The organism is Chromobacterium aquaticum (genome assembly GCF_021129195.1).
GTDB lineage: Bacteria > Pseudomonadota > Gammaproteobacteria > Burkholderiales > Chromobacteriaceae > Chromobacterium > Chromobacterium aquaticum.
Genome location: NZ_JAJOHW010000037.1, coordinates 65,713 through 90,836, shown reverse-complemented (window position 1 = coordinate 90,836; position 25,124 = coordinate 65,713). Strand labels below are relative to the sequence as shown.

The following is a 25,124-nucleotide window of genomic DNA, read 5'->3' as shown; positions in this document are numbered from 1 at the left end:
ATTGCCGTCGCCGTCGAACTGGCTGCCCTGATCGTCGAAGCCATGGCTGATCTCGTGGCCTATGGTGGCGCCTATGCTGCCGTAGTTGACCGCCGGATCAAAGCCGGGGTCGAAATACGGCGCTTGCAGAATCGCGGCCGGGAACACGATCTCGTTATTGGCCGGGTTGTAATAGGCGTTCACCGTCTGCGGCGTCATGCTCCATTCCTTGCGATCCACCGGCTGGCCCAGCTTGCCGCTCATATAGCGGTAGTTGAATACTGCGATGCGCCGCACATTGCCGGCCAGATCGTCCGGCGACAGTTGCAGGCCGCTGTAATCGCGCCACTTGTCCGGATAGCCTATTTTCAGCGTGTACTTGGATAGTTTGATATGAGCCTGGCGCTTGGTGGCGGCGCTCATCCAGTCCAGGGTGTCGATGGACTGGTCGTAGGCCTGCAACAGATTGCGCACCAGTTCGTCGGCCTGGCGCTTGGCCTCCGGCGTGAAGTAGCGCGCCACATAGAGCTTGCCCAGCGCCTCGCCCAGGCCGTTTTCCACCATGCCCACGCCGCGTTTCCAGCGTGGCCGGTTCTGTTTGCGGCCTTCCAGGGTCTTGCCGTAGAAATCGAAATGGGCGTCGACAAAGGCCGGCGTCAGACTGGGCGCATAGGCGTCCAACGTGCGCGCCAGCAGATAATTACGCAGCGTGGCCGCCGGCGTGGCCCGCAATAGCGGCGCCAGCTTGAGCAGATAGCTGGGCTGGTCCAGGTTCAGGTGCTCGGCCGCGCCCAGGCCGGCATCGCTCAGCAAGGCCGGCCAATCGTAGCCGGGCTGCCGGCGCGCCAGTTCGGCCCGGCTCAGCTTGTTATAGGTTTTCTGGATGTCGCGGTTCTCGACATTGGTCCACTGGATTTTCGCCAACCGGGTCTCGAAGGCCAGCACGTCGCGGGCGCGGCTTTGCGGCTGGTCCAGTTCCGCCAGCGTGAACAGCCGTTCCAGATAGGCCTGATAAGCTTGGCGCGCGGCGGCGAAGTCGGCGGACTTGCCCAGGTAGTAATCCTGGTCCATCGCCAGGCCGGACTGGCCGACACCGGCCAGGTAGGCGGCGGAATTCTTGGAATCCTGGCTCACGTAGAAGCGGAACGGCGTGTCCACCGGCTGATCCTGCAAGCGGCCCATATAGCGCACCGCCTCCGCCGCCGAGCCCAGGCCGGCCACCGCCCGCAGCGATTCGCGCAGCGGCTCCAGCCCGCGCCGGGCAATGGCGTCCTCGTCCATGAAGCTACGGTATAGCGCGGAGATCTGTCCCGCTTCCGCGCCGCCGTCCGTACGCTGGCCGGCCTGTTCGATCAACTGGCGCAGCCGTTCCAGATTGCGGTCCACCAAGGTTTCCGCCACGCCCGCCGAGGAGCGCTCGGCCGGAATCACCGTGTTCTGGATCCAGCGGCCATTGGCGTGCAGCGACAGATTGTCCTGCACCCGCACCGCCGGATCGATGCCGTTCAAATCAATGCCGTAGCGGCCATAATCCGGCGCGGCGTCGGCCCAGGCGCCGGCCGCGCACAATGAAGCCGCCAAGGGCAGCAGTCTGCTCATCTTCATGTTTTCCCCTTTGTTTTTGTCGTACCGCGGCGCTGTGGGCCCAGCCAGCCTATCCACTGTAAAACTCGGCCCTCAGTCTTTGCGCATAGGCCACCAGATTCGGCCTTGCCAGCATCAGCGCCCGCGACGGGGTTTCCCCCATCGCGTCGGTCAGCGCGCTGCTGACGAAGGCGTAGACGCTGGCGTCTATCCAGGTGGCGGTGTCGCCCATGAAATAACGCTGCTCGCCCAACAAGGCTGACAGCGCCGCCACGTCCGCCTCCAGCAGCCGCAGGCGCTCCGCCACGCTGAAACGGCCCATGCCCTGCCCCTGCAGATTGGCGCGCACCTTGCGCCGCACCAGCCTCGTCACCAAGCCGCGCAGCAAGGCCGGCACGCCCTTGAAGAACACGCTGGGACCGCGCTCGAAATACGCGTCCACCATCCAACGCTCATGCACGATGCCCCAGTAGAAATGCTCGCCCAGCATGCAATCCACGCTCCAGGCCAGCGCCTTCTGCTCCTCGCTGAGACCGGCGTCCAGCGTGATGCCGTGCTTGTCCGCCAGATGCAGGCGGATCAGCGTGGAGTCCGGCACGATCTGGCCATCGTCGTCGATGCAGGGCAGCTTGCCCTTGGGCGCCTTGCGCATATCGCCGCGCTCTCGGCGGTAAGGCAGGCCGGACAGCTTCAACAGCAAATCCGCCTTCACCACGAAGGGGCTGGGGTCCATCAGGCCCAGGGCCGGGCCGAACTGGTACAGGGTGATCATCAAGCGCCTCCGGCAATCTTCATGACATTGAACTGGAGCAGACTAGCATGCCGCCGGGAGCCCGTGCGAGAGGCCGGCGAGAAAAGCGGAAGGAAGGCGGCCTAATCCGCCGCGCAAGCCCGCAGCCAGTCCATCACCGCGCGCACCCGCGGCGATGGCGCCTGCGGCGGGCGCACCAGGTAATAAGCTTGCGGCCCCAACGGTTGAAACGGCCCCAGCGGCAGCATCAGTTCGCCGCGATCCAACAACGCTTGCACCAGCCGCCGCCGTCCCAGCGCCACGCCGGCGTGATGCGCGGCCGCCTGCGCGCACAGCTCGGAGCGGTCGAAGCTGATGCCCCGCGCCGGCAGCGCCACGCAATGACGCCGCGCCCACTCCCGCCATTCGGCATCGTGAGCCGCCCGCTCCCAGGCCTGGGCGTCGTGCAAGAGCAGGCATGCGGCCAGGGCCGCCGGGTTGTCGCGCAGGCCGTGCCTGTCCGCGTACTCCGGGCTACACACCGGCGCTACTTGTTCATCCATCAGGCGCTGCGCGTCCAGGCCGGGAAACTCGCCGGCCGAGTAATACAGCGCCAAGTCGATATTCCAGCTGCGAAAATCCACCATCTCGTTGCCGCTGCGGATATCCAGCGCGATGCGCGGATGGCGCGCGGCGAAGTCCGCCAGCCGCGGCGCCAGCCAGCATTGCGCCAGCGAGGGCCGCGCGTACAAGGCCACCGCACCGGCCGGCTCGGCCTCCTCCTGCGGATTCAGCGCGGCCTCCAGCTGAGCTTGACCGGCCAGCCAGGCCTGATAGATGCGTGCGCCGTCCTCGCTCAGCCGCAGGCTGCGGGTCAACCGCAGGAACAGGCGGGTGCCCAGCGCCCGTTCCAGCCGGGCGATGCGATGGCTGACCGCGCTGGCGCTCAGACACAGCTCTACCGCGGCGCGGGCGAAGCTCAGATGCCGCGCCGCCGCCGCGAAGGTGTGCAGATTGGACCATTGCGCGCCGTCCAGGCGGATACCGGCGCGCGGGGGAAGATTCAGCATATCGCCAGCATCGTTCACGCCGTCAGCCGCCGCCGGCCTTCCGCCAGATAGGCGTCCATTTCCGCCGGCGGCACCATGCCGCCGCCGGTGCCCCACACCAGATGGCTGGCGCGCGCCAGCCGCTCCGCGCTCAAGCCCAGCCGCTGACGGTAACCCTGGGTCTCGCTCAACACTCGCAGCGGCCCCGGCATGCCGGCCAGCGCCGACGGCTCCAGCCGCAAACCCTGCTCGCGCTCCAGCAAGGCCAGCAAGCGGTAGAGCTCGGCATCGTCCACCGTGTAATAGCCGTCTATCAGCCGCTGCATCGCGCGGCCGACGAAGCCGGATGGACGGCCCACCGCCAGGCCGTCGGCGGCGGTCAGATTGTCGATGCCGAAATCCTGCACCGCCACATCATCATGCAGTCCGGTGTAAACGCCCAACAACATGCAGGGCGCGTGGGTGGGCTCGGCGAACAGGCAATGCACCGCGTCGCCGAAAGCCAGCTTGAGGCCGAAAGCAACCCCGCCCGGCCCGCCGCCGACGCCGCAGGGCAGATACACCAGCAGCGGGTGTTCCGCGTCCACCCGAACGCCCTGCTCCACCAACTGGCCGCGCAGACGCTCCGCCGCCACCGCGTAACCAAGGAATAGATTGACCGAATTCTCGTCGTCGACGAAATGACAGCGCGGATCGGACGCCGCCTGTTTGCGGCCTTCCGCCACCGCCACGCTGTAATCGGACGGATACTCGACCACCTCGACCCCATGGCAGCGCAGCAAGTCCTTCTTCCACTGTCGCGCGTCCGCCGACATATGCACGCTGGCCTGGAAGCCCAGCTTGGCGCTGATGATGCCAATGGACAGGCCCAGGTTGCCGGTGGAGCCCACCGCCACCCGGTAGCCGCCGAAGAAGGCCCGCGCCTCGGCGCTGTCCAGCCCGGCGTAGTCGTCCCCCTCCCGCAGCAGGCCATGACTCAGCGCCAAGCTTTCCGCGTGCTTCAATACCTCGTAAATGCCGCCGCGCGCCTTGATGGAGCCGGAAATCGGCAACAGATTATCCGCCTTCAGCCACAGGCCGCCGCCGTCCGCCAACCCGGCCTCGGCCCATAAGGCCGCGCGCATCGCCGGCAGCGGCAGCAGCGGCGATTCGATGATGCCGCCGCTGGCGGCCGCATCCGGAAACACCCGCGCCAGATAGGGCGCAAAACGGCGCAAACGCGCATCGGCGTCCGCGACATCGGCCCGGCTCAAGCCCACGTCGGCCAATGCTTCCGCCGCCGGTGCCAGCGCGGGGTTGAACCAGCTCAAAGGCCGCAAGGCCATCAAGGGCGTCAATAAGGGGTGGCTGGCCTGCCAGTCGGCCACGGTCTTGCCGGCAATCGTCGCTTGCATCGCGCGCTCCATGGAATCGAAGACCCGATTAAACCGCGCCGCGCCGTCGCTGGCAAAAGACGATTGCGCAGCCGACGGCTGACGCTGGATCAGCCATGCGCGCGCGGACTTGCCAGACACCGGGGCGCATCGCCTATGATGGGCGCATCATCCGCCGCCAGGAGTCGCCGTGCTCGCCACAATCACCCGCCTGTTCCCGCTATGGGCACTGCTGCTGTCCGCCGTCGCTTACCAGCGGCCGGCGGCGTTCACCCCGCTGCTGCCGCATACCGGGCTGCTGCTGGCGGTAATCATGTTCGCGATGGGGCTGACGCTGACGCTGGACGATTTCAAGCGGGTGCTGAGCCGGCCGGCGCCGGTGCTGGCCGGACTAGGTCTGCACTATCTGGTGATGCCGCTGGCGGCCTGGGCGCTGGCGCGGCTGTTCCAGATGCCGCCGCAGCTGGCCATCGGCATGATCCTGGTGGGCAGCGTCGCCAGCGGCACCGCGTCGAATGTGATCATCTATCTATCGCGCGGCGACGTGGCGCTGTCGGTCACCATTTCCTCGCTGTCGACGCTGGTCGGCGTGGTGGCCACGCCGCTGCTGACCCGGCTGTACGTGGACGCGGCGATCAAGGTGGAAGTGGCGGCGATGCTGCTGAGCATTCTGCAGATCGTCATCCTGCCGATAGGCCTGGGCCTGCTGGCCCATCGCTTCTTCGCGCCCCAGGTCCGCCGGCTGGAGCCGCTGCTGCCGCTGTTGTCGATGCTGGCCATCGTCGCGCTGATCGCCGCCATCGTCGCCGGCAGCAAGAACCACATCGCCACGGTGGGCGGGCTGACCATTCTGGCGGTGATGCTGCACAACGCCATCGGCCTGTTGGGCGGGTATTGGGGAGGACGCTTGCTGGGCTTCGACGAATCGGTGTGCCGCACGCTGGCGATCGAGGTGGGCATGCAGAACTCCGGCCTGGCCGCCCAGTTGGGCAAGGCCTACTTCAGCCCGCTGGCGGCCTTGCCCGGCGCGCTGTTCTCGGTCTGGCACAATATTTCCGGCTCGCTCTTGGCCGGCTATTGGCGGGACAAGCCAACCGAACGTAGGCGTCAAGCGTCGCGGGCCGGCGCGGAGCAAACGCCGTAAACTTCCAACCAGCGCCAATACTCACCAACGTTTGGGCGGCCGACGGCGGGTATGGAATATGCGGAGAATTTGAACCTGATCGTCCTTGACCCGATAGGGAATCAGGTAGGGGTAGCCTTCCAGCACCAGTTCGCGCGTGCCAGGGACGCGTCCAGGTCTGCCTGTCTCGGGAAAATCCGCCAGATGCTTGGTTGCGGCTCTGACCGCCCTCACCAGGGCGGCGGCCGCGGCGGGGTTTTCCTCGGCGATGAACTCTGCCTCTTGCTGGAGATTTTGCAGCGCGCTCCGCAGCCAGACGAGCCGCACTTATGCTCCATGCTTGGCGAAGAATGCGCTCACTTCGTCGGAGGAAGCGAAATCGCCGGCATCCGCTTCCTTCAAGCCCGCCTCAATAGCCTGCACCTGCCAAGCCTCACGCTCCAGATAATCGCCGATGGCTTGCGTCACCAGGAATGATTTGCTGCGACCGGTCGCATGCGCCAAAGCTTCGAGTTGCTGGGCGACATCATCGGCCACTCTCACGGACATGACACTCATGGCAACTCCTCCTGAAACCACAATGTATACACAGCATACAAGGTAAGGCTCTTGTTTGCCGCCCTGCGTGGACCGTCAGCCTTCCACCCGCCAATGCCCGCTCTTGCCGCCCTCTTTCTCCAGCAGCCGCACGCCCTCGATGACCATGCCGCGATCCACCGCCTTGCACATATCGTAAATGGTCAGCAGGCCGACATTGGCGGCGGTCAGCGCTTCCATTTCCACCCCGGTCTGGCCGCTACATTCCGCGGTGACTTCGATGCGCACGGCGCTATCGGCCTCCAGCAGTTCGAAGTCCACCGCCACGCGGGTCAGCGCGATCGGGTGGCAGAGCGGGATCAGGTCCGCGGCCTTCTTGGACGCCATGATCGCGGCGATGCGGGCGATGCCGAGCACATCGCCTTTTTTATGGCCGCCATCCTTCACCAGCGCGAAGGTGGCGGGCAACATGCGGATGCGGCCTTCGGCCACCGCGCGGCGGCGGCTATGCGCCTTGGCGCCGACGTCGACCATATGGGCCTGGCCGCCGGCGTCGAAATGAGTCAATTCGGACATGGGTTCATCACTCCTCCGGCCTGCTAGGACAGCAGCCGGTAAATCAGCCAGAAGACGCTGACCAGCACCACCAGGCCGCCGCTCCAGCGGGCGATGCGGCCGAGGTAGCGCAGGTAGAGCGGATTGCGGGTCAATAGATAACAGACGCCTGCCCAGCCCAGCAGCAGGATGGTGACGAGCAGCCACAGGCGCCAGAAACCAAACACCGCTAGGCCACCTCCGGCAGCCGGTGGAAGCTGGACGGCGCGTCCAGCGGGTCGTCGTAGCTGACGTATTCCCACGCCTCCGGCGTCTCCAGCAGCTTGCGCAACAGCTTGTTGTTCATCGCGTGGCCGGATTTGTGGCCGGAGAAGGCGGCGATCAACGGGTGGCCGATGATGTAGAGGTCGCCGATGGCGTCCAGGATTTTGTGACGAACGAATTCATCGGGGAAACGCAGGCCTTCCGGATTCAGCACGTATTCGTCGTCGATGACGATGGCGTTGTCCAGGCTGCCGCCGCGGCCCAGGCCGTGGTTGCGCATGTACTCCACCTCGTGCATGAAGCCGAAGGTGCGCGCGCGGCTGATCTCGTCGGTATAGGAATGGCGCGCGAAATCCACCGCCACCGTCTGCGGCGCCAGATTGAAGGCCGGATGGTTGAAGTCTATGGACAACGTGACCTTGAAGCCCTCGTGCGGCTCCAGCTTCACCCACACGCCGCGCTCTTCCACCTCCACCGTCTGGGTGACGCGGATGAAGCGCTTCTTGGCGCTCTGCTCGACCACGCCCGCGGTCTGCAGCAGGTAAATGAAAGGGGCGGCGGATCCGTCCATGATGGGGATCTCCGCCGCCGTGACCTCAATCACGAGGTTGTCGATGCCAAAGCCCGCCAGGGCCGACATCAAATGCTCGATCGTGCCGACACGCACGCCGGTGTCTGTCACCAGCGTGGAGGAGAGTCGCGTGTCGTTGACGAGCGATGGATCCACCTTCACCTCCACCGGCTCGGGCAAGTCGGTGCGGCGAAAGACGATCCCGGTGTCAGGCGCGGCCGGCAGCAGGGTGAGCTTCACCCGCTCGCCGGAGTGCAAACCCACACCCGTGGCGCTTATCGCTTGTTTCAGCGTGCGCTGCAATATCATGTCGGACATCTCGAACAAATGGGAATGCCCGATTCTAGCACAGTCAAAAACCGCACTTTATTGATTGATTTGCAGTACGAAATAGCTTTCTTCTATAGCGGCTCCGCCTCAGTCCGCCTGCTTGCGCAGGAAGGCCGGGATGTCATAGCTTTCGCTCACTTCCGGGTTGGAGAAGTCCATGGACGGCGCGGCGCGGCGACGGCCCTGGCGCATGATGGCCGGGGTGTCGAAATCGTCGTAGCTGACCACTTCCACCGCGCGGTCGTCGGTGCCGGTCTTGACGATCTTGATGTATTCCGGACGCTCCTCGGTATTGCGCGCGGTCTTCTTCTGGCCCAGGCCGGTGGCGATCAGGGTCACGCGGATGGTGTCTTCCGGCATGTCTTCCACTTCGGCGGTGCCGAACTTGATCTGCGCGTCTTCATCCGCGTACTGGCGCACGATGCCCATGATTTCGCGATACTCGCTCATCTTCAGGCAGCCAGGCGCGGTGGAGATGTTGACCAGCACGCCGCGCGCGCCTTCCAGCGTGATGTTGTCCAGTAACGGGCTGGCCACGGCCTGCTCGGCGGCCACGCGAGCGCGGTCGATGCCGGAGGCGTAGGCGGAACCCATCATCGCCAGGCCCATTTCGCTCATCACGGTGCGCACGTCGGCGAAGTCGACGTTGATCAGGCCCGGGCAAGTGATCACTTCGGCGATGCCGGCCACCGCGCCCTTGAGCACGTCGTCGGCGGCGCGGAAGGCTTCGCGCATGGTCACGTCGTCGCCCAGCACTTCCATCAGTTTTTCATTGGGGATCACGATCAGCGAATCGACGTGCTTTTTCAGATCCTCGATGCCGTTCTGCGCCACTTTCATGCGCTTGCCTTCGTGCTCGAACGGACGGGTGACCACGCCCACGGTCAGGATGCCCATTTCCTTGGCCACTTCGGCGACAACGGGCGCCGCGCCGGTGCCGGTGCCGCCGCCCATGCCGGCGGTGACGAACACCATATTGGAGCCGCGCAGCATCTCGGCGATGCGTTCGCGGTCTTCCAGCGCCGCGCTGCGGCCCACTTCCGGATTGGCACCCGCGCCCAGGCCGCGGGTCAGGTTGTTGCCCAGCTGCAGTTTCTGCGGCGACTTGTTGCGCAGCAGCGATTGGGCGTCGGTGTTGGCGCAGATGAATTCCACGCCGTGCACATTGCCTTCAATCATATTGTCGATGGCGTTGCAACCGCCGCCGCCAACGCCGATGACTTTGATGATCGCCACATTGGCGGTTTCTTGCATAACTTCGAAGACCATTCCGCTCATTTTCCTCTCCTCAATAAAGATGAGCTACCTACTTCAGATACATCTGCCCGATCGCTATCGTGGCCAGCATGTGCGCCGGCCGCGTAGCGCTTAGAAATTGCCAGCGAACCACGCCTTCATGCGCGTGAACATCTGGCCTACACCCGCCGACTCCACCTTGGGGCCGGTATGCGTTTGAATCTGGTCCTTGCCGTACAACAGCAGGCCGACGCCGGTGGAGAAGCGCGGGGTCTTCACCACTTCCGCCAGGCCGCCCACATACTTGGGCACGCCGACGCGCACCGGCATGTGGAACACTTCTTCCGCCAACTCCACCATGCCCGGCATCAGGCTGGCGCCGCCGGTGAGCACGATGCCGGAGGACAGCAAATCCTCGAAACCGCTGCGGCGCAGTTCCTGCTGCACCAGCTGGAACAGCTCTTCCACCCGTGGCTCCACCACTTCGGCCAGCGTCGCGCGCGACATCTGCCGCGGCCCGCGCTCGCCCACGCCCGGCACTTCTATCATCTGGCTAGGGTCCGCCATCGCCACCAGCGCCACCGCGTGCTGGATCTTGATGTCCTCGGCTTCCTTGGTCGGGGTGCGCAAGGCCATGGCGATGTCGTTGGTGATCTGGTCGCCGGCGATCGGAATCACCGCGGTGTGGCGGATCGCGCCATTGGCGTAGACCGCGATATCGGTGGTGCCGCCGCCGATGTCGATCAGGCAAACGCCCAGGTCTTTTTCGTCTTCCGACAGCACCGCGATGGCGGAAGCCATCGGCTGCAGCACCAGGTCGGACACTTCCAGGCCGCAGCGGCGCACGCACTTGGTCACGTTCTGCGCGGCGGACACCGCGCCGGTGACGATGTGCACCTTGGCTTCCAGCCGCACGCCGCTCATGCCTAGCGGCTCGCGCACGCCTTCCTGGCCGTCGATGCTGTATTCCTGGGTCAGGATGTGCAGCACCTGATGGTCCGGCGGAATGGTCACCGCGCGCGCGGTTTCAATCACGCGGTCGATATCCATCTTGGTGACTTCGCGATCCTTGATCGCCACCATGCCGTGCGAGTTCACGCTCTTGATGTGACTGCCGGCGATGCCGGCGAACACCTCGTGAATCTTGCAGTCGGCCATCAGTTCCGCCTCTTCCAGCGCGCGCTGGATGGCCTGCACCGTGGATTCGATGTTCACCACCATGCCGCGCTTCAAACCGCGCGACGGGGTGTGGCCCATGCCGACGATATTGAGTTGGCCGTCCTCCAGGACTTCTGCGACGATCGCCACAATCTTGGATGTGCCGATGTCGAGGCCAACCAGCATGTTCTTGCTTTCCTTTGGTTTGCTCACCTGTCGCTCCAACTGCTAATTACTTGTTTCCCTTGGCCGGCGGCGCCTTGTAATCGGGCATCCGCACGGCGAATCCATTCGGGTAGCGCATATCAACGTACTCAATGGAGTACGGCAGCGCCGCCAATTTGCTCTTCCAGTACTGGGCGAAGCGGCGGGCGCGCGGACTCACGTCGTTGCGTCCCAGCTCCAGCTGCACCTGGTTGTCCAGCCCCACTTTCCAGGCGCGGCGGCTGGACAGCCACAGCGCCGCCGGCTTGACACTCGCCGGCGCCAGATCCTGGCGCAGCCCTCCCAGCATTTCGCTCATGTCCTTCTCTGCCCCCGCCGGCCCGTAAAACACCGGCAGGTCCTGGTCGCTGGCGGCGTCGAACCGCTCTCCTCGGGTATTGACCAGGCCGTTCTCTCCCCAGCGCGCAAGCGCCACATGCTCTTCCACCGAGATGTCCAGCGCGTCCGGCCAGCGCCGCCGCACCTGGGCATCCCGCACCCACGGCAATTTGCCGAAGGCCGCCCGCGTCTTGTCGATGTCCAGCGTGAAGAAGGTGCCGGACAACTCGTGCTCGGCAATGAACTTCAGCTGTTCCGGCGTCACGCGTTTCATGTCGCCGCGAATCTGGATCTTCTTCACCGGAAACACCGGCGCGTGCGTCAACCAGAACCCTCCTGCGTACAGCAACATCAGCGCGGTGGCGGCCAGCATCAAGTTGGCCAGGCCTCTAAGCAGCTGATGGTTATCCCACATGCACCATATCCAGAACCTTGAGGCACAAGTCCTCGTAACTGATGCCCATCGCCCGCGCCGCCATCGGCACCAGGCTGTGGCTGGTCATGCCCGGATTGGTGTTGGCTTCCAGCAGGTAAATGCCGCCGGCCTCGTCCATCAGGAAATCCACTCGGCCCCAGCCGCGGCCGCCCAGCACGCGGAATGCGGCCAGCGACAGTTCGCGCGCGCGCCGCTCAATGTCTTCGCTCAGTCCGGACGGGCAGCGGTAAACGGTGTCGTCGCGGAAATACTTGGCGTCGTAGTCGTAGAACTCGGTCGCCGGCTCGATCTTGATGGTCGGATACGCCGTGTCGCCTATCACCGCACAGGTGTATTCGCCGCCGCCGATGAAACGCTCGGCGATCACGATGCTGTCGTATTTGCGCGCTTCCTCGAACGCCGCCTTCAGTGCGCCCGGCTGCTTGACCTTGGTCACCCCTATGCTGGAACCCTCGGTGGCCGGCTTGACGAAGATGGGCAAGCCCAGCTTGGCCTCCACCGCGGCGAAATCGCTGTGTTCGTCCAGCAGCTCGAACTCAGGGATAGGCAGGCCAGCGCCCTGCCACAGCAGCTTGGTGCGCCATTTGTCCATGCAGATCGCCGACGCCATCACGCCGCAGCCGGTATACGGCAGGCCCATGCTTTCCAGCACCCCCTGCAAGGTGCCGTCTTCGCCGAAGGGGCCGTGCAGGATGTTGAACACGCGGTCGAAACCTTCTTCCTTCAACGCGCTCAGCGGCTGTTCCGACGGATCGAACTTATGGGCGTTCACGCCGCGGGACTGCAGGGCCGCGAGCACGCCGGCGCCGCTCATCAGCGACACTTCGCGCTCGGAGGAACTGCCGCCCATCATCACCGCCACCTTGCCGTACTGCTTCATTGCCTTGTCCTTGTCATTCATCATCACGCGCCCGCCGCCACTTTGGCCGGCACCGCGCCGATGGAGCCCGCGCCCATGGTCACCACCACGTCGCCGTCGCGAGCCTGATCGAAAATGGTCTGCTGCATCTCGGCGATGTCCTCGACGAACACCGGCTCCACCTTGCCCAAAACCCGCACCGCGCGCGCCAAGGCGCGGCCGTCGGCGGCGACGATGGGCGCTTCACCGGCGGCATAGACTTCGGACAGCAGCAGCGCGTCCACGCCGGACAGCACTTTGACGAAGTCCTCGAACAGGTCCCGGGTGCGGGTATAGCGGTGCGGCTGGAAGGCCAGCACCAGGCGCTTGTCCGGGAAGGCGCCGCGCACCGCGGCCAGCGTGGCGGCCATTTCCACCGGGTGATGGCCGTAATCGTCCACCAGGGTGAAGCTGCCGCCGTCCTTGGCCGGCACTTCGCCGTAACGCTGGAAGCGGCGGCCGACGCCGGCGAACTCGGCCAGGCCTTGCTGGATCGCTTCCACGCTGGCGCCGCACTCCAGGCCGATGGCGATGGCGGACAGCGCGTTGAGCACGTTGTGGCGGCCCGGCATGTTCAACACCACCGGGAAGCGCACTTCCTTGCCGTTCTTCACCACCACGTCGAAATGCATCTGGCCGGCGGCGGCGCGCACGTTCTCGGCGTAGATGTCGGCGGAGTCGTCCAGGCCGTAGGTGGTCACCGGCTTGGTGATGCGGCCGCGGATCTCGCGCACATTGGGGTCATCCACGCACAGCACCGCGCGGCCGTAGAACGGCAGCCGCTGCAGGAAGTCGACGAAGGCCTGCTTGAGCTTGTCGAAGCTGTGGTCATAGGTGTCCATGTGATCGGCGTCGATATTGGTCACCACCGCCATCACCGGAGTCAGATGCAGGAAGGAGGCGTCCGACTCATCGGCCTCGGCCACCAGGAACTCGCCAGAGCCCAGGCGCGCATTGGTGCCGGCCGCGGTCAGCTTGCCGCCGATGACGAAGGTGGGATCCAGGCCGGCCGCGCCCAGCACCGAGGCGGTCAGGCTGGTGGTGGTGGTCTTGCCGTGGGTGCCGGCGATGGCGATGCCCTGCTTGAAGCGCATCAGTTCCGCCAGCATCATCGCGCGCGGAATCACCGGGATCTTGTTGGCGCGCGCTTCCAGCACTTCCGGGTTGTCGGCCTTGACCGCGGTGGAGGTCACCACCACGTCGGCGCCGTGCATATAGGTGGCGTCGTGGCCGTAGAACACACGGATGCCCTGATCGATCAGCCGCTTGCTGGTGGCGCTTTCCGCCATGTCGGAACCGGACACGGTAAAGCCCAGGCCGTGCAGCACCTCGGCGATGCCGCACATGCCGACGCCGCCGATGCCGACGAAATGTATGTGTTTGACCCTGTGTTTCATGTCTGTGTCTCTGCTTGAGCGCTCGTATGACGCCCTGTCATTCCCTGGCCAGCTGCTGGCACAGGTCGGCCACCCGGCCGGCCGCGCCGGAACGAGCCAGCGCGCGCGCGCGTTCGGCCTTGTCCAGCAACTGGTCTCTATCCAAACCCGCCAACAGGCTCGCGAGCCCGTCGGCGTTCAATTCCTTCTGCGGCAGATGCCAGGCCGCGCCGGCCTGCGCCATCCACTCGGCGTTGTCGCGCTGATGGCCGGTGGTGGACACCACCAGCGGCACCAGCACGCTGGGCACGCCGGCCGCGCACAATTCGCTGACCGTGATCGCGCCGGCGCGGCAGATCACCAGGTCGCATTCGGCCAGGCGCTGCGGCATATCGTCGACGAAGGGCAGCAGTTCAACCTGCTCCCGCAGGCCCGCGGCCTGGTACGCGGCCTCGACCGCGGCGAAATTCGCCTCGCCGGTCTGATGCGTCAGTCGCGGCCGCTTGTCGGCCGGCAACTTGGCCATCGCCTGCGGCAGCGTTTCGTTCAATGCCTTGGCGCCCAGGCTGCCGCCCACCACCAAGACCTTCAGCGGACCGCTGCGGCCGGCAAAGCGCTCCGCCGGCGCGGCGATGCTCTCGATCTCGCCGCGCACCGGATTGCCGGTGACCAGCGCCTTGCCGTTGCGCGCCGCGTCGCCGTCGAAACCGCAGGCCAGTTTCTTGGCGAAGGGCAGCAAGGCCTTATTGCTCAACAACAGACCGGCATCGGCGTTGACCAGGACCAGCGGCTTCCACAGCAGGCCCGCCATCACGCCGCCGGGCAGGCAAACATAACCGCCCATGCCCAGCACCACGTCCGGGCGATGGCGGAAAATCTGCGCCGCGCTGCTGAAGAAAGCGCCGACCAGCTGCAGCGCGCCCTTGAGCGAGCCCAGCAAGCCCTTGCCGCGCACGCCGTGGAAGTTCAGCCGCTCCAGCGGAATGCCGGTTGGCGGCACCAGCTTGTTCTCCATGCCGCAGCGAGTGCCCAGCCACACCACCTTCCAGCCCCGGCTTTGCAATTCCTTGGCCACGGCGAGACCGGGGACGATGTGTCCACCCGTGCCAGCCGCCATCACCATGACCGTGCGATTCGCCATCTTCATCAAACCTTGTAGCCGCGCATGATGCGGCGATTTTCATAATCAACTCGCAGCAGCACCGCCACCGCGATCAAATTCATCAACATCGCCGAGCCGCCGAATGACATCAGCGGCAAGGTCAAACCCTTGGTCGGCAGCAGACCCATATTCACCCCGATGTTGAAAAACACCTGGATGCCGAGCCAGATACCCAGGCCCTGCGCCACCAGCGATTGGTAGTAGCGCTCCAGCTTTTTCGATTCCACGCCGATGTGAAAGGCGCGGCGCACGATCCAGGCGTACAGGCCTATCACCACGCAGATGCCGATGAAGCCGAACTCCTCCGAAATCACCGCCATGATGAAGTCGGTGTGCGCCTCCGGCAGGTAAAACAATTTCTCTATGCTGCCGCCCAGGCCGACGCCGAACCACTCGCCGCGCCCGATGGCGATCAAGGAGTGAGACAGCTGGTAGCCCTTGCCGTACGGGTCGTCCCACGGGTCCATGAAACCCAGCACCCGCTTCAAGCGATACGGCGAGGAGATGATCAGCACCACGATGGCGCCCACCGCCATCACCGCCAGCCCGCTGAAGATGCGCATATTGATGCCGCCGAGGAAGAGCACGCCCATCGCGATGCTCATCACCACCATCAGCGCGCCGAAGTCCGGCTCACGCAGCAGCAAAAAGGCCACCACCACCATGGCGGCGAACATCGGCGCGAAGCCTTCCTTCAGGCTGTGCAGCAAATGGCTCTTGCGCACGGTGTAATCCGCCGCGTACAGCACGGTGGCGAACTTCATCACTTCCGACGGCTGCAGGTTCAGCACGAACAGATTGATCCAGCGCCGCGAGCCGTTGACCATCTTGCCGATGCCGGGCACCAACACCAGCACCAGCAGCACCAGGCCAATCAGGAAAATCTTGCCCGAATACTTCTGCCAGAACGCCGTCGGGATCTGGAAGGCGATATAGGCCGCGCTCAGCCCTATCGTCATGAAGATCAGGTGACGAATCAGGTAGAAGTAACGGTTGTGCGTGGCCGCGTCGGCCTCGGCATAGGCGATGGACGCCGAATACACCATCACCAGGCTGATCGACAGCAGCAGGGCCAGCGCCCAGGACAGCGCTTCGTCGAACGGCTTGATGGCGGCGTAGCGCCGGGCTCCGTGCACGATCATGGCCGCGTCGCCTCCGCTTGCCGCGCCTTCCACTCGGCCACGGTGTCGATGAACACCTGGGCGCGGTGCGCGTAGTTGCGGAACATGTCCAGGCTGGCGCAAGCCGGCGACAGCAACACCACGTCGCCCGGCTGCGCCAGCTCCGCCGCGCGGCGGGTGGCTTCTTCCAGCGTCGCGCAGTCGTGCAAGGGCAAGCCGGTGGCGGACAGCGCGGCGCGGATCTTGCCGGCGTCGCGGCCGATCAACAGCACGGCGCGGGCGATGCGGCGGCAGGCCGGCGCCAGCGGCGCGAAGTCCTGGCCCTTGCCGTCGCCGCCGGCGATCAACACCACCGGACGCGTCATGCCGTTCAGCGCCGCCTCGGTGGCGCCGACATTGGTGCCCTTGGAATCATCGATAAACGCAACCGAGCCGATTTCGTCTACCAGCTCGACGCGATGTTCCAGGCCACGGAAAGTTTTCAGCCCATTCAACAGCGCGGCGCGCGGCGCGCCGACGGCTTCGCACAAGGCCAGCGCGGCCAGCGCGTTGGCAGCGTTGTGCAGACCCTGCAAGCTCATCTCGGCGCAATCGAAAGCCCGCTCGCCGTCCAGGCTCAGCCAGTAGCGGCCGTCATCCTGCCGCAACGCGTATGCGGCATCCTGTGTCAGCGAGAACCACCGGACCGCGCGGCCGGGCCGGACCATCGCGCGCACCAGCGCGTCGTCGCGGTTCAGCACCTGGGCGCCGGCGCCGTGGAACACCCGGGTCTTGGTGTGGGCGTAGTCCAGCAGATCGTCGTAGCGGTCCAGGTGGTCCTCGGAAATATTCAGCACCGTGGCGGCATCAGCCTCCAGCGTGAATGTGGATTCCAGTTGAAAACTGGACAGCTCCAACACCCATACGTCCGGGCGCTTGCCGCTTTGCTCGCGCTCCAGCTGCGCTTCCAGCACCGCTAGGCCGATATTGCCGGCCACCACCGCGTCCAGGCCGGCGGCGGCGCACAAATGGCCGACCAGGCTGGTGACGGTGCTCTTGCCGTTGGAGCCGGTGATGGCGATCACCTTGCTGCCATCGCCGCGGATCGCGCGCGCCAGCACTTCGATATCGCCGATCACCTCGCCGCCGGCTTGGCGGAAAGCGGCGACGGCCGGATGCTTCAGCGGCACGCCCGGGCTCAGCACCAGCAGGTCGGCGTCGGCGAAGGTCTGGGCGCTGAAGTCGCCGCTGCGCACTTCCGCCTGCGGCAGGAAGGCGCGCAGCTCGGCCACGCGCTCGGCCGACGGCTTGGCGTCGGCCACGCTCACGCGCGCGCCGTGCGCGGCCAGGTAGCGCGCGGCCGCCAGGCCCGAGCCTCCCAAGCCCACCACCACGACGTGACGATTCGCGTAGTCCATAGTCTTCCTCAACGCAGCTTGATGGTGGACAGGCCGACCAGCACCAGCATCATGGTGATGATCCAGAAACGCACCACCACTTGCGTTTCCTTCCAGCCTTTCAATTCATAGTGGTGATGCAGCGGCGCCATGCGGAACACCCGCTTGCCGGTGAGCTTGAAGGAAGCCACCTGAATCATCACCGACAGCGCCTCCATCACGAACAGGCCGCCCATGATCAAGAGCACGATTTCCTGACGCACGATCACCGCCACCGTGCCCAGCGCCGCGCCCAGCGCCAGCGCGCCGACGTCGCCCATGAACACTTGGGCCGGATAGGCGTTAAACCACAAGAAGCCCAGGCAGGCGCCGCACATCGCCGCGCAGAACACCACCACCTCGTGGGCGCCGGGGATAAAGGGCAGGCCCAGATACTTGGAAAACACCGCGTGGCCGGCGACATAGGCAAAGATGGACAGGCCGGCGGCCACCAGCACGGTGGGCAGCGCCGCCAGGCCGTCGAGGCCGTCGGTCAGGTTCACCGCGTTGGAGGTGCCGACGATGACGAAATAGGTGAGCACGCAGAAACCGATCGCGCCCAGCGGGTAGGCGACGGTCTTGACGAAGGGCACGATCAGCTCGGTGGACGCCGGCAGCTTGGCGGTGGCGATCAGGAACACGCCGGCGCCGATGGCGATGGCGGACTGCCAGGCCATCTTGAACTTGGCGGACACGCCTTTCGGGTCCTTGTACACCACCTTGCGCCAGTCGTCGTAAAAGCCCAGCGCGCCGGTGCCGAACATCACCGCCAACAGCAGCCACACGTATTTATTCGACAGGTCCGCCCACAGCAGCGTGGTCAGACCGATGGCCAGCAGGATCAGCGAGCCGCCCATGGTCGGGGTGCCGGCCTTGACCAGATGGGTCTGCGGCCCATCCTGACGCACCGCCTGGCCCACCTTGAGTTCGGTCAGCTTGCGAATCACCCACGGTCCCAGCAGCAGCGAGATCGCCAACGCGGTCAGCGCCGCCATCACCGCGCGCAGCGTGATGTAGTTGAAGACATTGAAGGCCCGGATGTGGGAGCCCAGCAGTTCAGCCAGCCAGAGCAGCACGTTATTGTTCCTCTCTAAATTGTTGCATCAGGTGTTCCACCACCCGTTCCATGCGCATGAAGCGCGACCCCTTGACCAGAACGGAGGCACCCGACGGCAACTGCCGGTCGAGAAACTCGTACAACTCGTCAATCGAATCAAAATGTTTGCCGCGCGCGCCGCAGGCGGCGGCGGCGTGACGCGAAACCTCGCCCAAGGTCAGCAACAGGTCGATGCCGCGCGCCCGCGCGTACTCGCCCACTTCCGCGTGCAAGGCGTCGGCGCTATCGCCCAGTTCGCCGATATCGCCCATCACGAAGCAGCGCGGCGCCGGCAGGCGCGTCAGCACGTCGATCCCGGCCTTCATCGAATCCGGGTTGGCGTTGTAGCTGTCGTCGATCACGCTCAGGCCGCGCGGGCTTTGCTTGAGCTGCAAACGGCCCTTGGCGCCGCCAAAGGCGGCCAGACCGGCGGCGATGTCGGCCAGCGGCACGTCGGCGGCCAAGGCCAGGCTGGCGGCGGCCAGCGCATTGCGCACATTGTGCTCGCCCGGCGCCGGCAATTCGATACGCTGTTCGCCGTTGGCGCAGCGCAGCGTGAAGCGGCTGCTCAAGGCGTCCAGCTCGATGTCGGCGGCGCGGACCACGGCTTCGGCGCCCAGGCCGAAGGCGATCTGGCGATGGCCGTCCGCCGTGCGGCGGAACAGCGCCAGATTGGCGTCGTCGGCGTTGAGCACCGCCACGCCGTCGGCGTCCAGGCCTTCGAAGATTTCCGCCTTGGCGCGCGCCACTTCCTCGGTGGAGCCGAAGTAGCCGAAGTGGGCGCGCATCGCGTTATTGACCAAGGCGATGCGCGGCCGGGCCAGGCCGGTCAGATAGCTGAGCTCGCCGTGATGGTTCATGCCCATCTCCAGCACCGCGTAGCGATGCGCCGGCGTCAGCCGCAGCAGGGTCAGCGGCAGGCCGATGTCGTTGTTGAAGTTGCCGGCGGTGGCCAGCACCGCGTCCGCGCCCGCATATTGGCGCAGAATGGCGGCCAGCATTTCCTTGACCGTGGTCTTGCCGTTGGAGCCGGTGACGCCGATGCGCAGCGCCGGCAGACGCTGCGCCCAGCCGGAGGCCAGCCGGCCCAGCGCCAGGCGGGTGTCGTCCACACGGATCAGGCTGGCGCCGGACAGCTCGAAATCCGCGCGCACCAGCGCGGCCGCGCCCTTGGCCGTCACCTCGGCGACGAAATCGTGGGCGTCGAAACGTTCGCCCTTCAGCGCGACGAACAGATCGCCGGGACCGGCCTCGCGGCTGTCGGTCACCACGCGCAGGATGTCGCCGTCCGGGCCGCTCAAAGCGCCCTGGGCCAGTTCGGCGGCCTGCAGCAGCGTCATCATGCGCGTTCTCCCCAGGCGGTCAGCGCCTCTTCCGCCACGCGGAAGTCGGAGAACGGCCGCTTGACGCCGGCGATGTCCTGGTATTCCTCATGCCCCTTGCCGGCCACCAGCACCACGTCGCCGGCGCGCGCCTGGCTCACCGCCCAGTGGATGGCGGCTTCGCGGTCCGCCTCGACATGGATGCGCGCGGCGTCCATGCCGGCGAGCACGTCGCGCAGAATGGCTTGCGGGTCTTCGGTGCGCGGGTTGTCGCTGGTCAGCACCGCCACGTCGGCGATTTTCTCGGCGATGGCGCCCATCATCGGGCGCTTGCCCGGATCGCGGTCGCCGCCGCAGCCGAACACGCAGAACAGGCGGCCGCCTTCCGGACGGATCTCGGCCAGCGTGGACAAGGCTTTTTCCAGCGCGTCCGGCGTGTGGGCGTAGTCGATCACCACCAGCGGCTCATGCGCGCCGCCCACGCTCTGCATGCGGCCGCGCGCCGGCTGGATGCGCGCCATCACCGCGGCGGCGTCGCGCAGGCTGACGCCGTTGACGCACAGCGTGGCCAGACAGGCCAGCAGATTGGCGGCGTTGAAGCGGCCCACCAGGCCGGTGCGCACATCGGTAACGCCCCAGGGCGTGGTCACCGTCAGTTGCAGGCCGTCCAGCGTGGCGGCCAGCGCCAGCGGGCGCACATCGCCCTGCTCCAGGCCGTAAGTCACCACCTGAGTCTGAGCCGGGTCGATTTCGGCGGCCAGTTGGCGGCCGAAGGCATCGTCGGCATTGATCACCGCGTGCTGCAGGCCTTCCCAGAAGAACAGCTTCTTCTTGGATTCGCCGTAGGCTTCCATCGAGCCGTGGTAGTCCAGGTGATCGCGCGTCAGATTGGTCAGCACCGCGGTGGCGAAGTCCACGCCGTTGACGCGGCCCTGGTCCAGGCTGTGGCTGGACACTTCCATGGTCACCACGTGCGCGCCCTGGCGGCGGTATTCGGCCAGCTTCTGCTGCACCGTCACCGGGTCCGGCGTGGTGTGGGTGGTTTCGGTCAGTTCGCCGTAAAAGCCGTTGCCGACGGTGCCGATCAGCGCCGCCTTCTGGCCCAGCAGCGAGAAGGCCTGCGCCAGCCAGTGAGAAATCGAGGTCTTGCCATTGGTGCCGGTGATGCCGATCACGCGCAGCGCGCGGCTGGGATGGCCGTAGACCTCGGCCGCCAGCATGCCGATGCGCTCGCGCAGATTCGGCACCGCCAGATTGGGCGCCTGCCACAGCGGATTCCAGGCGAAGCCGTCGGCGTCGTCCCACAACACCGCGGCCGCGCCTTTCGCCAGCGCGGCCTGGATGTAGTCGCGGCCGTCGGAATGCAGGCCGGGGCACGCCAGGAACACGTCGCCGGGCAGCACGCGGCGGCTGTCGGTCTCCACCCGCTTGATGGGCAGTCCCAGTTGTTTGATGTCGTCCGGATTCCAGTCCGGCAATGGGGTCAAACGGCTTTTCATGATCTGATCAAAAATCCACCGGCACCGGGGTGGATTCCGGCAATAAAGTGTTGTTGGAGGGTTCGTCCGGCTGCACGTTCAATACTCGCAGCGCGCCACCGGCGATCTGCGAGAACACTGGCGCAGCCACCGCGCCGCCGTAATATTTGCCCGCGGAGGGCTCGTCTATCATCACCGACACGATCACGCGCGGCGATTTGCCCGGCGCGAAGCCCATGAACAGCGCGCGGTGCTTGTTGGCCACATAGGTGCGGCCTTCCAGCTTGCGCGCGGTGCCGCTCTTGCCGCCTATGCTGTAGCCGATGATGCGGCCACCGACGGCGCCGCCGCCCGGCTGGCTGTTGGCGATCAGCAAATCGCGCATTTCGTGCGCGGTCTTTTCCGCCAGCACGCGCTTGCCCGGCATCGGCGTGGCGGTCTTGTACAGCGAGATCGGCAGCATCACGCCATCGTTGGCGAACACGGTATAGGCGCGCGCCATCTGGATCAGGCTGACCGAGATGCCGTAGCCGAAGGACATCGTCGCCTGCTCGATGGGCCGCCAGTTGTGCCAGTCGCGCAGCCGGCCGCCGGCTTCGCCGGGGAAGCCGGTTTCCGGCGCGCGGCCGAAGCCCAGCGCGTCGTAATGCTTCCACGACTGTTCCGGCGAGCTCATCAGCGCCAGCTTGCTGGTGCCGACGTTGGACGATTTCTGGATGATGCCGAGGATGTCCAGGCTGGGGCGCGGCGCCACGTCGCGGATGGTGGCCGGGCCTATCATGTAAGTGTGGGTGTCCAGCACCGTGTTGAGGCCGGCCTTGCCGTTTTCCAGCGCCAGCGAGATCGACAGCGGCTTCATCGTCGAGCCCGGCTCGAACAGATCGATCACACCGCGGTTGCGCATCATTTCCGGCGTCACGCCGCTGCGGTTATTCGGATTGAACGAGGGGTAATTGGCCAGCGCCAGCAATTCGCCGGTGTGCGCGTCCAGCACCACCACGCTGCCGGCCTTGGCCTTGTTCAACTCCACCGCGGCCTTCAGTTCGCGATAGGCCAGGTACTGGATGCGGTGATCCACCGCCAGCGCCAGCTTCTGGCCGTCGCGCGGCGGCTCGATGGCGGCGACGTCTTCGATGATGTGGCCGCGGCGGTCCTTCAGCACCACGCGGCGGCCATCCTTGCCGGCCAGCATCTTCTCGCGTGCCAGTTCCACCCCTTCCTGCCCCTTGCCGTCCACTCCGGTGAAACCGATGATGTGGGACACGATTTCCCCGGCCGGGTAGAAGCGGCGGAATTCCTGCTGCTTGGCGATGCCGGGCACGCCCAGCGCCATCACCTTGTCCGCCAGCTCCGGGCTGATCTGGCGTTTGACATAGACGAATTCCTTCTTGCGGTCGGACAGCTTGGCCGACAGTTCTTCCGGCGACAGGTCCAACAACGCCGCCAGCTCGCGCAGCTTGGCCGGCTGCACCGGCTCCATGTCCGCCGGGCTGGCCCAGATGGTCTGCACCGGCGAGCTGATCGCCAGCGGCTCGCCATTGCGGTCGGTGATCACGCCACGGTTGGCTTCCAGTGTCAACGCGCGGCGGAAACGCGCCTCGCCCTGGTTTTGCAGGAAATCCTGTTGCACCACTTGCAGGTAGACCGCGCGGCCGATCAAGGCCAGGAACAATAGCGCCAGCATCAGCAATACGAAACGCACGCGGCCCGGCTTCATGCGCAGCGCGGGGCTGGCGTCCGGGATGCGTTGCTGGTGGCGCGGGGAGTAAGTGCGCATCACATCCCCTTCCCAGGCGAAATCACCTGGATCTGACGCGGATCCGGGGTATGCATGTCGAGGCGGCTGGACGCGGCTTTCTCAATCACCGCGTGCGCGCCCCAGGTGCTCTGCTCCAGTTGCAGCTGGCCGAACTCGATCTCCAGCTGCTGGGCGGATTTGCGCTCCTTCTGCAAATCGCTGTAGAGCTTGCGCGACACGTGGGTCGAGGTGACCACCGACCAGGCGGACAACACCACGATGACCAGCAGTATCGCGTTGAGCTTGTTCATGCGTCGATCTCCCGCCACGGCGCGGCGGTGCGCTCGGCCACGCGCATGATGGCGCTGCGGGAGCGCGCGTTGGCGCGCACTTCCTCATCGCTGGCGCGCACCGGCTTGCCCACGGTGGACAGCGGCGGCTGCGCCATGTCGGCGGCGCGCACCATCGCCCAGGCCGGCAGCTTTTCCTCGCTGCTGGCGTCGCGCAGGTATTGCTTGACGATGCGGTCTTCCAGCGAGTGAAAGCTGATCACCGCCAGGCGGCCGTTTTCCGCCAGACGGCGCGCCGCCTGCGGCAGCACCGCCTTGAGTTCGTCCAGCTCGCGGTTCACAAAGATCCGGATCGCTTGGAAGGTACGCGTTGCGGGGTCCTGACCCGGTTCCCGAGTACGGACGTTTTGCCCAACGAGCAAGGCGAGCTCACGCGTGGTCTGGAGGGGGGCGTCAGCCCTTTGCGCAACAATGGCTGCTGCGATCTTGCGAGCAAACCGCTCTTCACCATAAGTCTTGATGACCTCTCTGATATCGGCCTCGTCTGCCGTCGCCAACCATTCGGCCGCGGTGATGCCGCGGGTGGTATCCATACGCATGTCCAAGGGCGCGTCGAAGCGGAAGCTGAAACCGCGCCGCCCGTCGTCGATCTGCGGCGATGACACGCCCAGATCCATCAACACGCCGTCCACCTGGGGAATGCCCAGGCGGTCCAATTCCTGTCCCAGCGTTTCGAAACCGTTGTGCACGATTTGAAAACGCGGGTCTTCCTCCGCCAGCCGCGTGGCCACGGCAATGGCTTCGGGATCCTTGTCGAAAGCGACCAGACGGCCTTGCGGCCCCAGTCGCGACAGGATCAAGCGGCTGTGGCCACCTCGACCGAAAGTGCAATCGACATAGGTGCCATCCGGCCGGATGGCAAGCGCGTCGACCGCCTCGGTCAAGAGCACCGTCAGGTGCACGAAGGGGGTGGTGCTCACAGCGTAAAGTCTCCAAGGTGTTGGGCCAGATCGGTTTGATCGATGGCCAGGGCGTCAGCGGTCTGACTGTCCCATTCCTCGGCATTCCACAGCTCGAAGCGGTTGCCCATGCCCACCAGCGCGACGTCCTTGTCGAGTCCGGTGAGATCGCGCAGGCGCGCGGGCAGCAGAATGCGTCCGGCACTGTCCATTTCCAGCGTTTCCGCGTGGCCGAGCACGAGGCGCTGGTAACGTTTCAGAGTGGGGTTGCCGGTGGGAAGGGCTAGCAGGCGGGCTTCGACCGGACGCCAGTTGGGTTCGGGGTAGATCAGCAAGTGGTCTTGGGACTCGAGGGTGACGATCAGTTTGTGCCCGAAAGCGGACAGCAGTGTCTCGCGGTGTTTGGCCGGAATAGCCAAACGCCCCTTGCTATCGAGAGACAAGATGCTGACGCCACCAATCATGATTTCGAGCCCGCTGACCGAATAAACCTAAGGGGCCGTCGCCCCCTGGGGCAAATGCCCCACTTTCACCCACTTCGCCCCACTTTCCGCCACTATAAGAAAGAACTTCCCCACGGTCAACATCGAGAAGTTCTAATTCACCTTTTGAGACAATGACTTAGCGGGCTGGGCAAAAAGCGGATTCCTTGTCAAATCAGAGGCTTAAAAACATCAGTCAAAGTGAGCTGTTAACACTCGAACCATTACGAAAACACCACATGTCAAGCCTGGGAATATTTCCAAGGACAATCCAGGGCAAGACAACTTGTCGCGCCGCAACACAAAAGCAGGGCGGCGG

25 protein-coding genes are annotated in these 25,124 nt (G+C 65.5%); 1 reads left to right on the top strand and 24 read right to left on the bottom strand.

The window, feature by feature from the left end; all coding sequences use genetic code 11:
• From LQT98_RS06850 to dsdA, 4 genes are all read right to left on the bottom strand, one after another.
• Positions 1-1,584: M13 family metallopeptidase (locus LQT98_RS06850; RefSeq protein ID WP_231461622.1), on the bottom strand; the 1,584-nt coding region annotated here is incomplete at its 3' end.
• 49 nt (positions 1,585-1,633) lie between these two features.
• Positions 1,634-2,335: a glutathione S-transferase family protein gene (locus LQT98_RS06845; protein ID WP_231461621.1), complete on the bottom strand. Its 702-nt coding sequence runs from the start codon at positions 2,333-2,335 to the stop codon at positions 1,634-1,636.
• A gap of 101 nt (positions 2,336-2,436) precedes the next feature.
• A complete protein-coding gene (gene dsdC / locus LQT98_RS06840) occupies positions 2,437-3,363 on the bottom strand; it encodes a DNA-binding transcriptional regulator DsdC (RefSeq protein WP_231461620.1) in 927 nt (308 codons plus the stop codon).
• A gap of 14 nt (positions 3,364-3,377) precedes the next feature.
• On the bottom strand, positions 3,378-4,736 hold the full coding sequence (gene dsdA / locus LQT98_RS06835; RefSeq protein ID WP_231461619.1) for a D-serine ammonia-lyase: 1,359 nt from the start codon (positions 4,734-4,736) through the stop codon (positions 3,378-3,380).
• A 169-nt stretch (positions 4,737-4,905) separates the two neighbouring features.
• On the opposite strand from dsdA, the gene panS reads away from it, so the two are divergent.
• Positions 4,906-5,859 (top strand): ketopantoate/pantoate/pantothenate transporter PanS, encoded by a 954-nt coding sequence (gene panS, locus LQT98_RS06830; RefSeq protein WP_048408344.1) that lies wholly within the window; start codon positions 4,906-4,908, stop codon positions 5,857-5,859.
• Between the two features lie 21 nt (positions 5,860-5,880).
• Here panS and LQT98_RS06825 read toward each other — a convergent pair whose 3' ends face one another.
• The 20 genes from LQT98_RS06825 to mraZ all read right to left on the bottom strand — a co-directional run bounded on the left by LQT98_RS06825 (position 5,881) and on the right by mraZ (position 24,787).
• Positions 5,881-6,165 (bottom strand): type II toxin-antitoxin system RelE/ParE family toxin, encoded by a 285-nt coding sequence (locus LQT98_RS06825; RefSeq protein WP_048408345.1) that lies wholly within the window; start codon positions 6,163-6,165, stop codon positions 5,881-5,883.
• On the bottom strand, positions 6,166-6,396 hold the full coding sequence (relB, locus tag LQT98_RS06820) for a type II toxin-antitoxin system RelB family antitoxin (protein ID WP_048408346.1): 231 nt from the start codon (positions 6,394-6,396) through the stop codon (positions 6,166-6,168).
• 75 nt (positions 6,397-6,471) lie between these two features.
• Positions 6,472-6,951, bottom strand: a complete 480-nt coding sequence (gene moaC, locus LQT98_RS06815; protein ID WP_231461618.1) for a cyclic pyranopterin monophosphate synthase MoaC — start codon at positions 6,949-6,951, stop codon at positions 6,472-6,474.
• 23 nt (positions 6,952-6,974) lie between these two features.
• Complete coding sequence (locus tag LQT98_RS06810) at positions 6,975-7,157, bottom strand: hypothetical protein (protein WP_048408348.1); 183 nt, start codon at positions 7,155-7,157, stop codon at positions 6,975-6,977.
• Between the two features lie 2 nt (positions 7,158-7,159).
• Positions 7,160-8,071 carry a UDP-3-O-acyl-N-acetylglucosamine deacetylase gene (lpxC, locus tag LQT98_RS06805; RefSeq protein WP_231461624.1) on the bottom strand — a complete coding sequence of 304 codons (912 nt, stop codon included), beginning with the start codon at positions 8,069-8,071 and terminating at the stop codon, positions 7,160-7,162.
• A 111-nt stretch (positions 8,072-8,182) separates the two neighbouring features.
• Entirely contained in the window at positions 8,183-9,373 is a 1,191-nt protein-coding gene (gene ftsZ, locus LQT98_RS06800; RefSeq protein WP_048408349.1) for a cell division protein FtsZ, read from the bottom strand.
• A gap of 90 nt (positions 9,374-9,463) precedes the next feature.
• Complete coding sequence (gene ftsA, locus LQT98_RS06795; protein ID WP_039755402.1) at positions 9,464-10,702, bottom strand: cell division protein FtsA; 1,239 nt, start codon at positions 10,700-10,702, stop codon at positions 9,464-9,466.
• A gap of 19 nt (positions 10,703-10,721) precedes the next feature.
• Positions 10,722-11,447 (bottom strand): cell division protein FtsQ/DivIB, encoded by a 726-nt coding sequence (locus LQT98_RS06790; RefSeq protein ID WP_231461617.1) that lies wholly within the window; start codon positions 11,445-11,447, stop codon positions 10,722-10,724.
• Positions 11,437-12,348 (bottom strand): D-alanine--D-alanine ligase, encoded by a 912-nt coding sequence (locus LQT98_RS06785; protein WP_048408433.1) that lies wholly within the window; start codon positions 12,346-12,348, stop codon positions 11,437-11,439. The genes LQT98_RS06790 and LQT98_RS06785 overlap by 11 nt, the downstream gene beginning before the upstream one ends.
• Before the next feature lie 23 nt (positions 12,349-12,371).
• Complete coding sequence (murC, locus tag LQT98_RS06780) at positions 12,372-13,763, bottom strand: UDP-N-acetylmuramate--L-alanine ligase (protein WP_231461616.1); 1,392 nt, start codon at positions 13,761-13,763, stop codon at positions 12,372-12,374.
• 37 nt (positions 13,764-13,800) lie between these two features.
• The gene (murG, locus tag LQT98_RS06775; protein ID WP_231461615.1) at positions 13,801-14,883 is read right to left on the bottom strand and encodes an undecaprenyldiphospho-muramoylpentapeptide beta-N-acetylglucosaminyltransferase; all 1,083 of its coding nucleotides are present in this window, start codon (positions 14,881-14,883) and stop codon (positions 13,801-13,803) included.
• Positions 14,884-14,888: 5 nt separating this feature from the next.
• Positions 14,889-16,046, bottom strand: coding sequence for a putative lipid II flippase FtsW (ftsW, locus tag LQT98_RS06770; protein ID WP_048408353.1), 1,158 nt, complete (start codon positions 16,044-16,046; stop codon positions 14,889-14,891).
• The gene (murD, locus tag LQT98_RS06765; protein ID WP_231461614.1) at positions 16,043-17,422 is read right to left on the bottom strand and encodes a UDP-N-acetylmuramoyl-L-alanine--D-glutamate ligase; all 1,380 of its coding nucleotides are present in this window, start codon (positions 17,420-17,422) and stop codon (positions 16,043-16,045) included. The genes ftsW and murD overlap by 4 nt, the downstream gene beginning before the upstream one ends.
• Before the next feature lie 8 nt (positions 17,423-17,430).
• The gene (mraY, locus tag LQT98_RS06760) at positions 17,431-18,516 is read right to left on the bottom strand and encodes a phospho-N-acetylmuramoyl-pentapeptide-transferase (protein WP_048408355.1); all 1,086 of its coding nucleotides are present in this window, start codon (positions 18,514-18,516) and stop codon (positions 17,431-17,433) included.
• A gap of 1 nt (position 18,517) precedes the next feature.
• Positions 18,518-19,879 carry a UDP-N-acetylmuramoyl-tripeptide--D-alanyl-D-alanine ligase gene (locus LQT98_RS06755; protein WP_231461613.1) on the bottom strand — a complete coding sequence of 454 codons (1,362 nt, stop codon included), beginning with the start codon at positions 19,877-19,879 and terminating at the stop codon, positions 18,518-18,520.
• Positions 19,876-21,357, bottom strand: a complete 1,482-nt coding sequence (locus LQT98_RS06750; RefSeq protein WP_231461612.1) for a UDP-N-acetylmuramoyl-L-alanyl-D-glutamate--2,6-diaminopimelate ligase — start codon at positions 21,355-21,357, stop codon at positions 19,876-19,878. The genes LQT98_RS06755 and LQT98_RS06750 overlap by 4 nt, the downstream gene beginning before the upstream one ends.
• 7 nt (positions 21,358-21,364) lie before the next feature.
• Positions 21,365-23,113 (bottom strand): peptidoglycan D,D-transpeptidase FtsI family protein, encoded by a 1,749-nt coding sequence (locus tag LQT98_RS06745; protein WP_048408358.1) that lies wholly within the window; start codon positions 23,111-23,113, stop codon positions 21,365-21,367.
• Entirely contained in the window at positions 23,113-23,385 is a 273-nt protein-coding gene (ftsL, locus tag LQT98_RS06740; protein WP_048408359.1) for a cell division protein FtsL, read from the bottom strand. The genes LQT98_RS06745 and ftsL overlap by 1 nt, the downstream gene beginning before the upstream one ends.
• Positions 23,382-24,344, bottom strand: a complete 963-nt coding sequence (gene rsmH, locus LQT98_RS06735) for a 16S rRNA (cytosine(1402)-N(4))-methyltransferase RsmH (protein WP_231461611.1) — start codon at positions 24,342-24,344, stop codon at positions 23,382-23,384. The genes ftsL and rsmH overlap by 4 nt, the downstream gene beginning before the upstream one ends.
• Positions 24,341-24,787, bottom strand: a complete 447-nt coding sequence (gene mraZ, locus LQT98_RS06730) for a division/cell wall cluster transcriptional repressor MraZ (RefSeq protein ID WP_043635472.1) — start codon at positions 24,785-24,787, stop codon at positions 24,341-24,343. Before mraZ ends, rsmH begins: the two co-directional genes overlap by 4 nt.
• Positions 24,788-25,124: the final 337 nt, after the last annotated feature.

Bases quoted from the DNA above. Each gene is read 5' to 3' on its own strand.
- LQT98_RS06845 (WP_231461621.1), bottom strand. From the start codon at position 2,335: ATGATCACCCTGTACCAGTTCGGCCCGGCCCTGGGCCTGATGGACCCC.
- dsdC (WP_231461620.1), bottom strand. From the start codon at position 3,363: ATGCTGAATCTTCCCCCGCGCGCCGGTATCCGCCTGGACGGCGCGCAA.
- dsdA (WP_231461619.1), bottom strand. From the start codon at position 4,736: ATGCAAGCGACGATTGCCGGCAAGACCGTGGCCGACTGGCAGGCCAGC.
- relB (WP_048408346.1), bottom strand. From the start codon at position 6,396: ATGAGTGTCATGTCCGTGAGAGTGGCCGATGATGTCGCCCAGCAACTC.
- moaC (WP_231461618.1), bottom strand. From the start codon at position 6,951: ATGTCCGAATTGACTCATTTCGACGCCGGCGGCCAGGCCCATATGGTC.
- ftsZ (WP_048408349.1), bottom strand. From the start codon at position 9,373: ATGAGCGGAATGGTCTTCGAAGTTATGCAAGAAACCGCCAATGTGGCG.
- LQT98_RS06790 (WP_231461617.1), bottom strand. From the start codon at position 11,447: ATGTGGGATAACCATCAGCTGCTTAGAGGCCTGGCCAACTTGATGCTG.
- LQT98_RS06785 (WP_048408433.1), bottom strand. From the start codon at position 12,348: ATGAAGCAGTACGGCAAGGTGGCGGTGATGATGGGCGGCAGTTCCTCC.
- murC (WP_231461616.1), bottom strand. From the start codon at position 13,763: ATGAAACACAGGGTCAAACACATACATTTCGTCGGCATCGGCGGCGTC.
- murG (WP_231461615.1), bottom strand. From the start codon at position 14,883: ATGGCGAATCGCACGGTCATGGTGATGGCGGCTGGCACGGGTGGACAC.
- ftsW (WP_048408353.1), bottom strand. From the start codon at position 16,046: ATGATCGTGCACGGAGCCCGGCGCTACGCCGCCATCAAGCCGTTCGAC.
- murD (WP_231461614.1), bottom strand. From the start codon at position 17,422: ATGGACTACGCGAATCGTCACGTCGTGGTGGTGGGCTTGGGAGGCTCG.
- LQT98_RS06755 (WP_231461613.1), bottom strand. From the start codon at position 19,879: ATGATGACGCTGCTGCAGGCCGCCGAACTGGCCCAGGGCGCTTTGAGC.
- LQT98_RS06750 (WP_231461612.1), bottom strand. From the start codon at position 21,357: ATGAAAAGCCGTTTGACCCCATTGCCGGACTGGAATCCGGACGACATC.
- LQT98_RS06745 (WP_048408358.1), bottom strand. From the start codon at position 23,113: ATGCGCACTTACTCCCCGCGCCACCAGCAACGCATCCCGGACGCCAGC.
- ftsL (WP_048408359.1), bottom strand. From the start codon at position 23,385: ATGAACAAGCTCAACGCGATACTGCTGGTCATCGTGGTGTTGTCCGCC.
- mraZ (WP_043635472.1), bottom strand. From the start codon at position 24,787: ATGATTGGTGGCGTCAGCATCTTGTCTCTCGATAGCAAGGGGCGTTTG.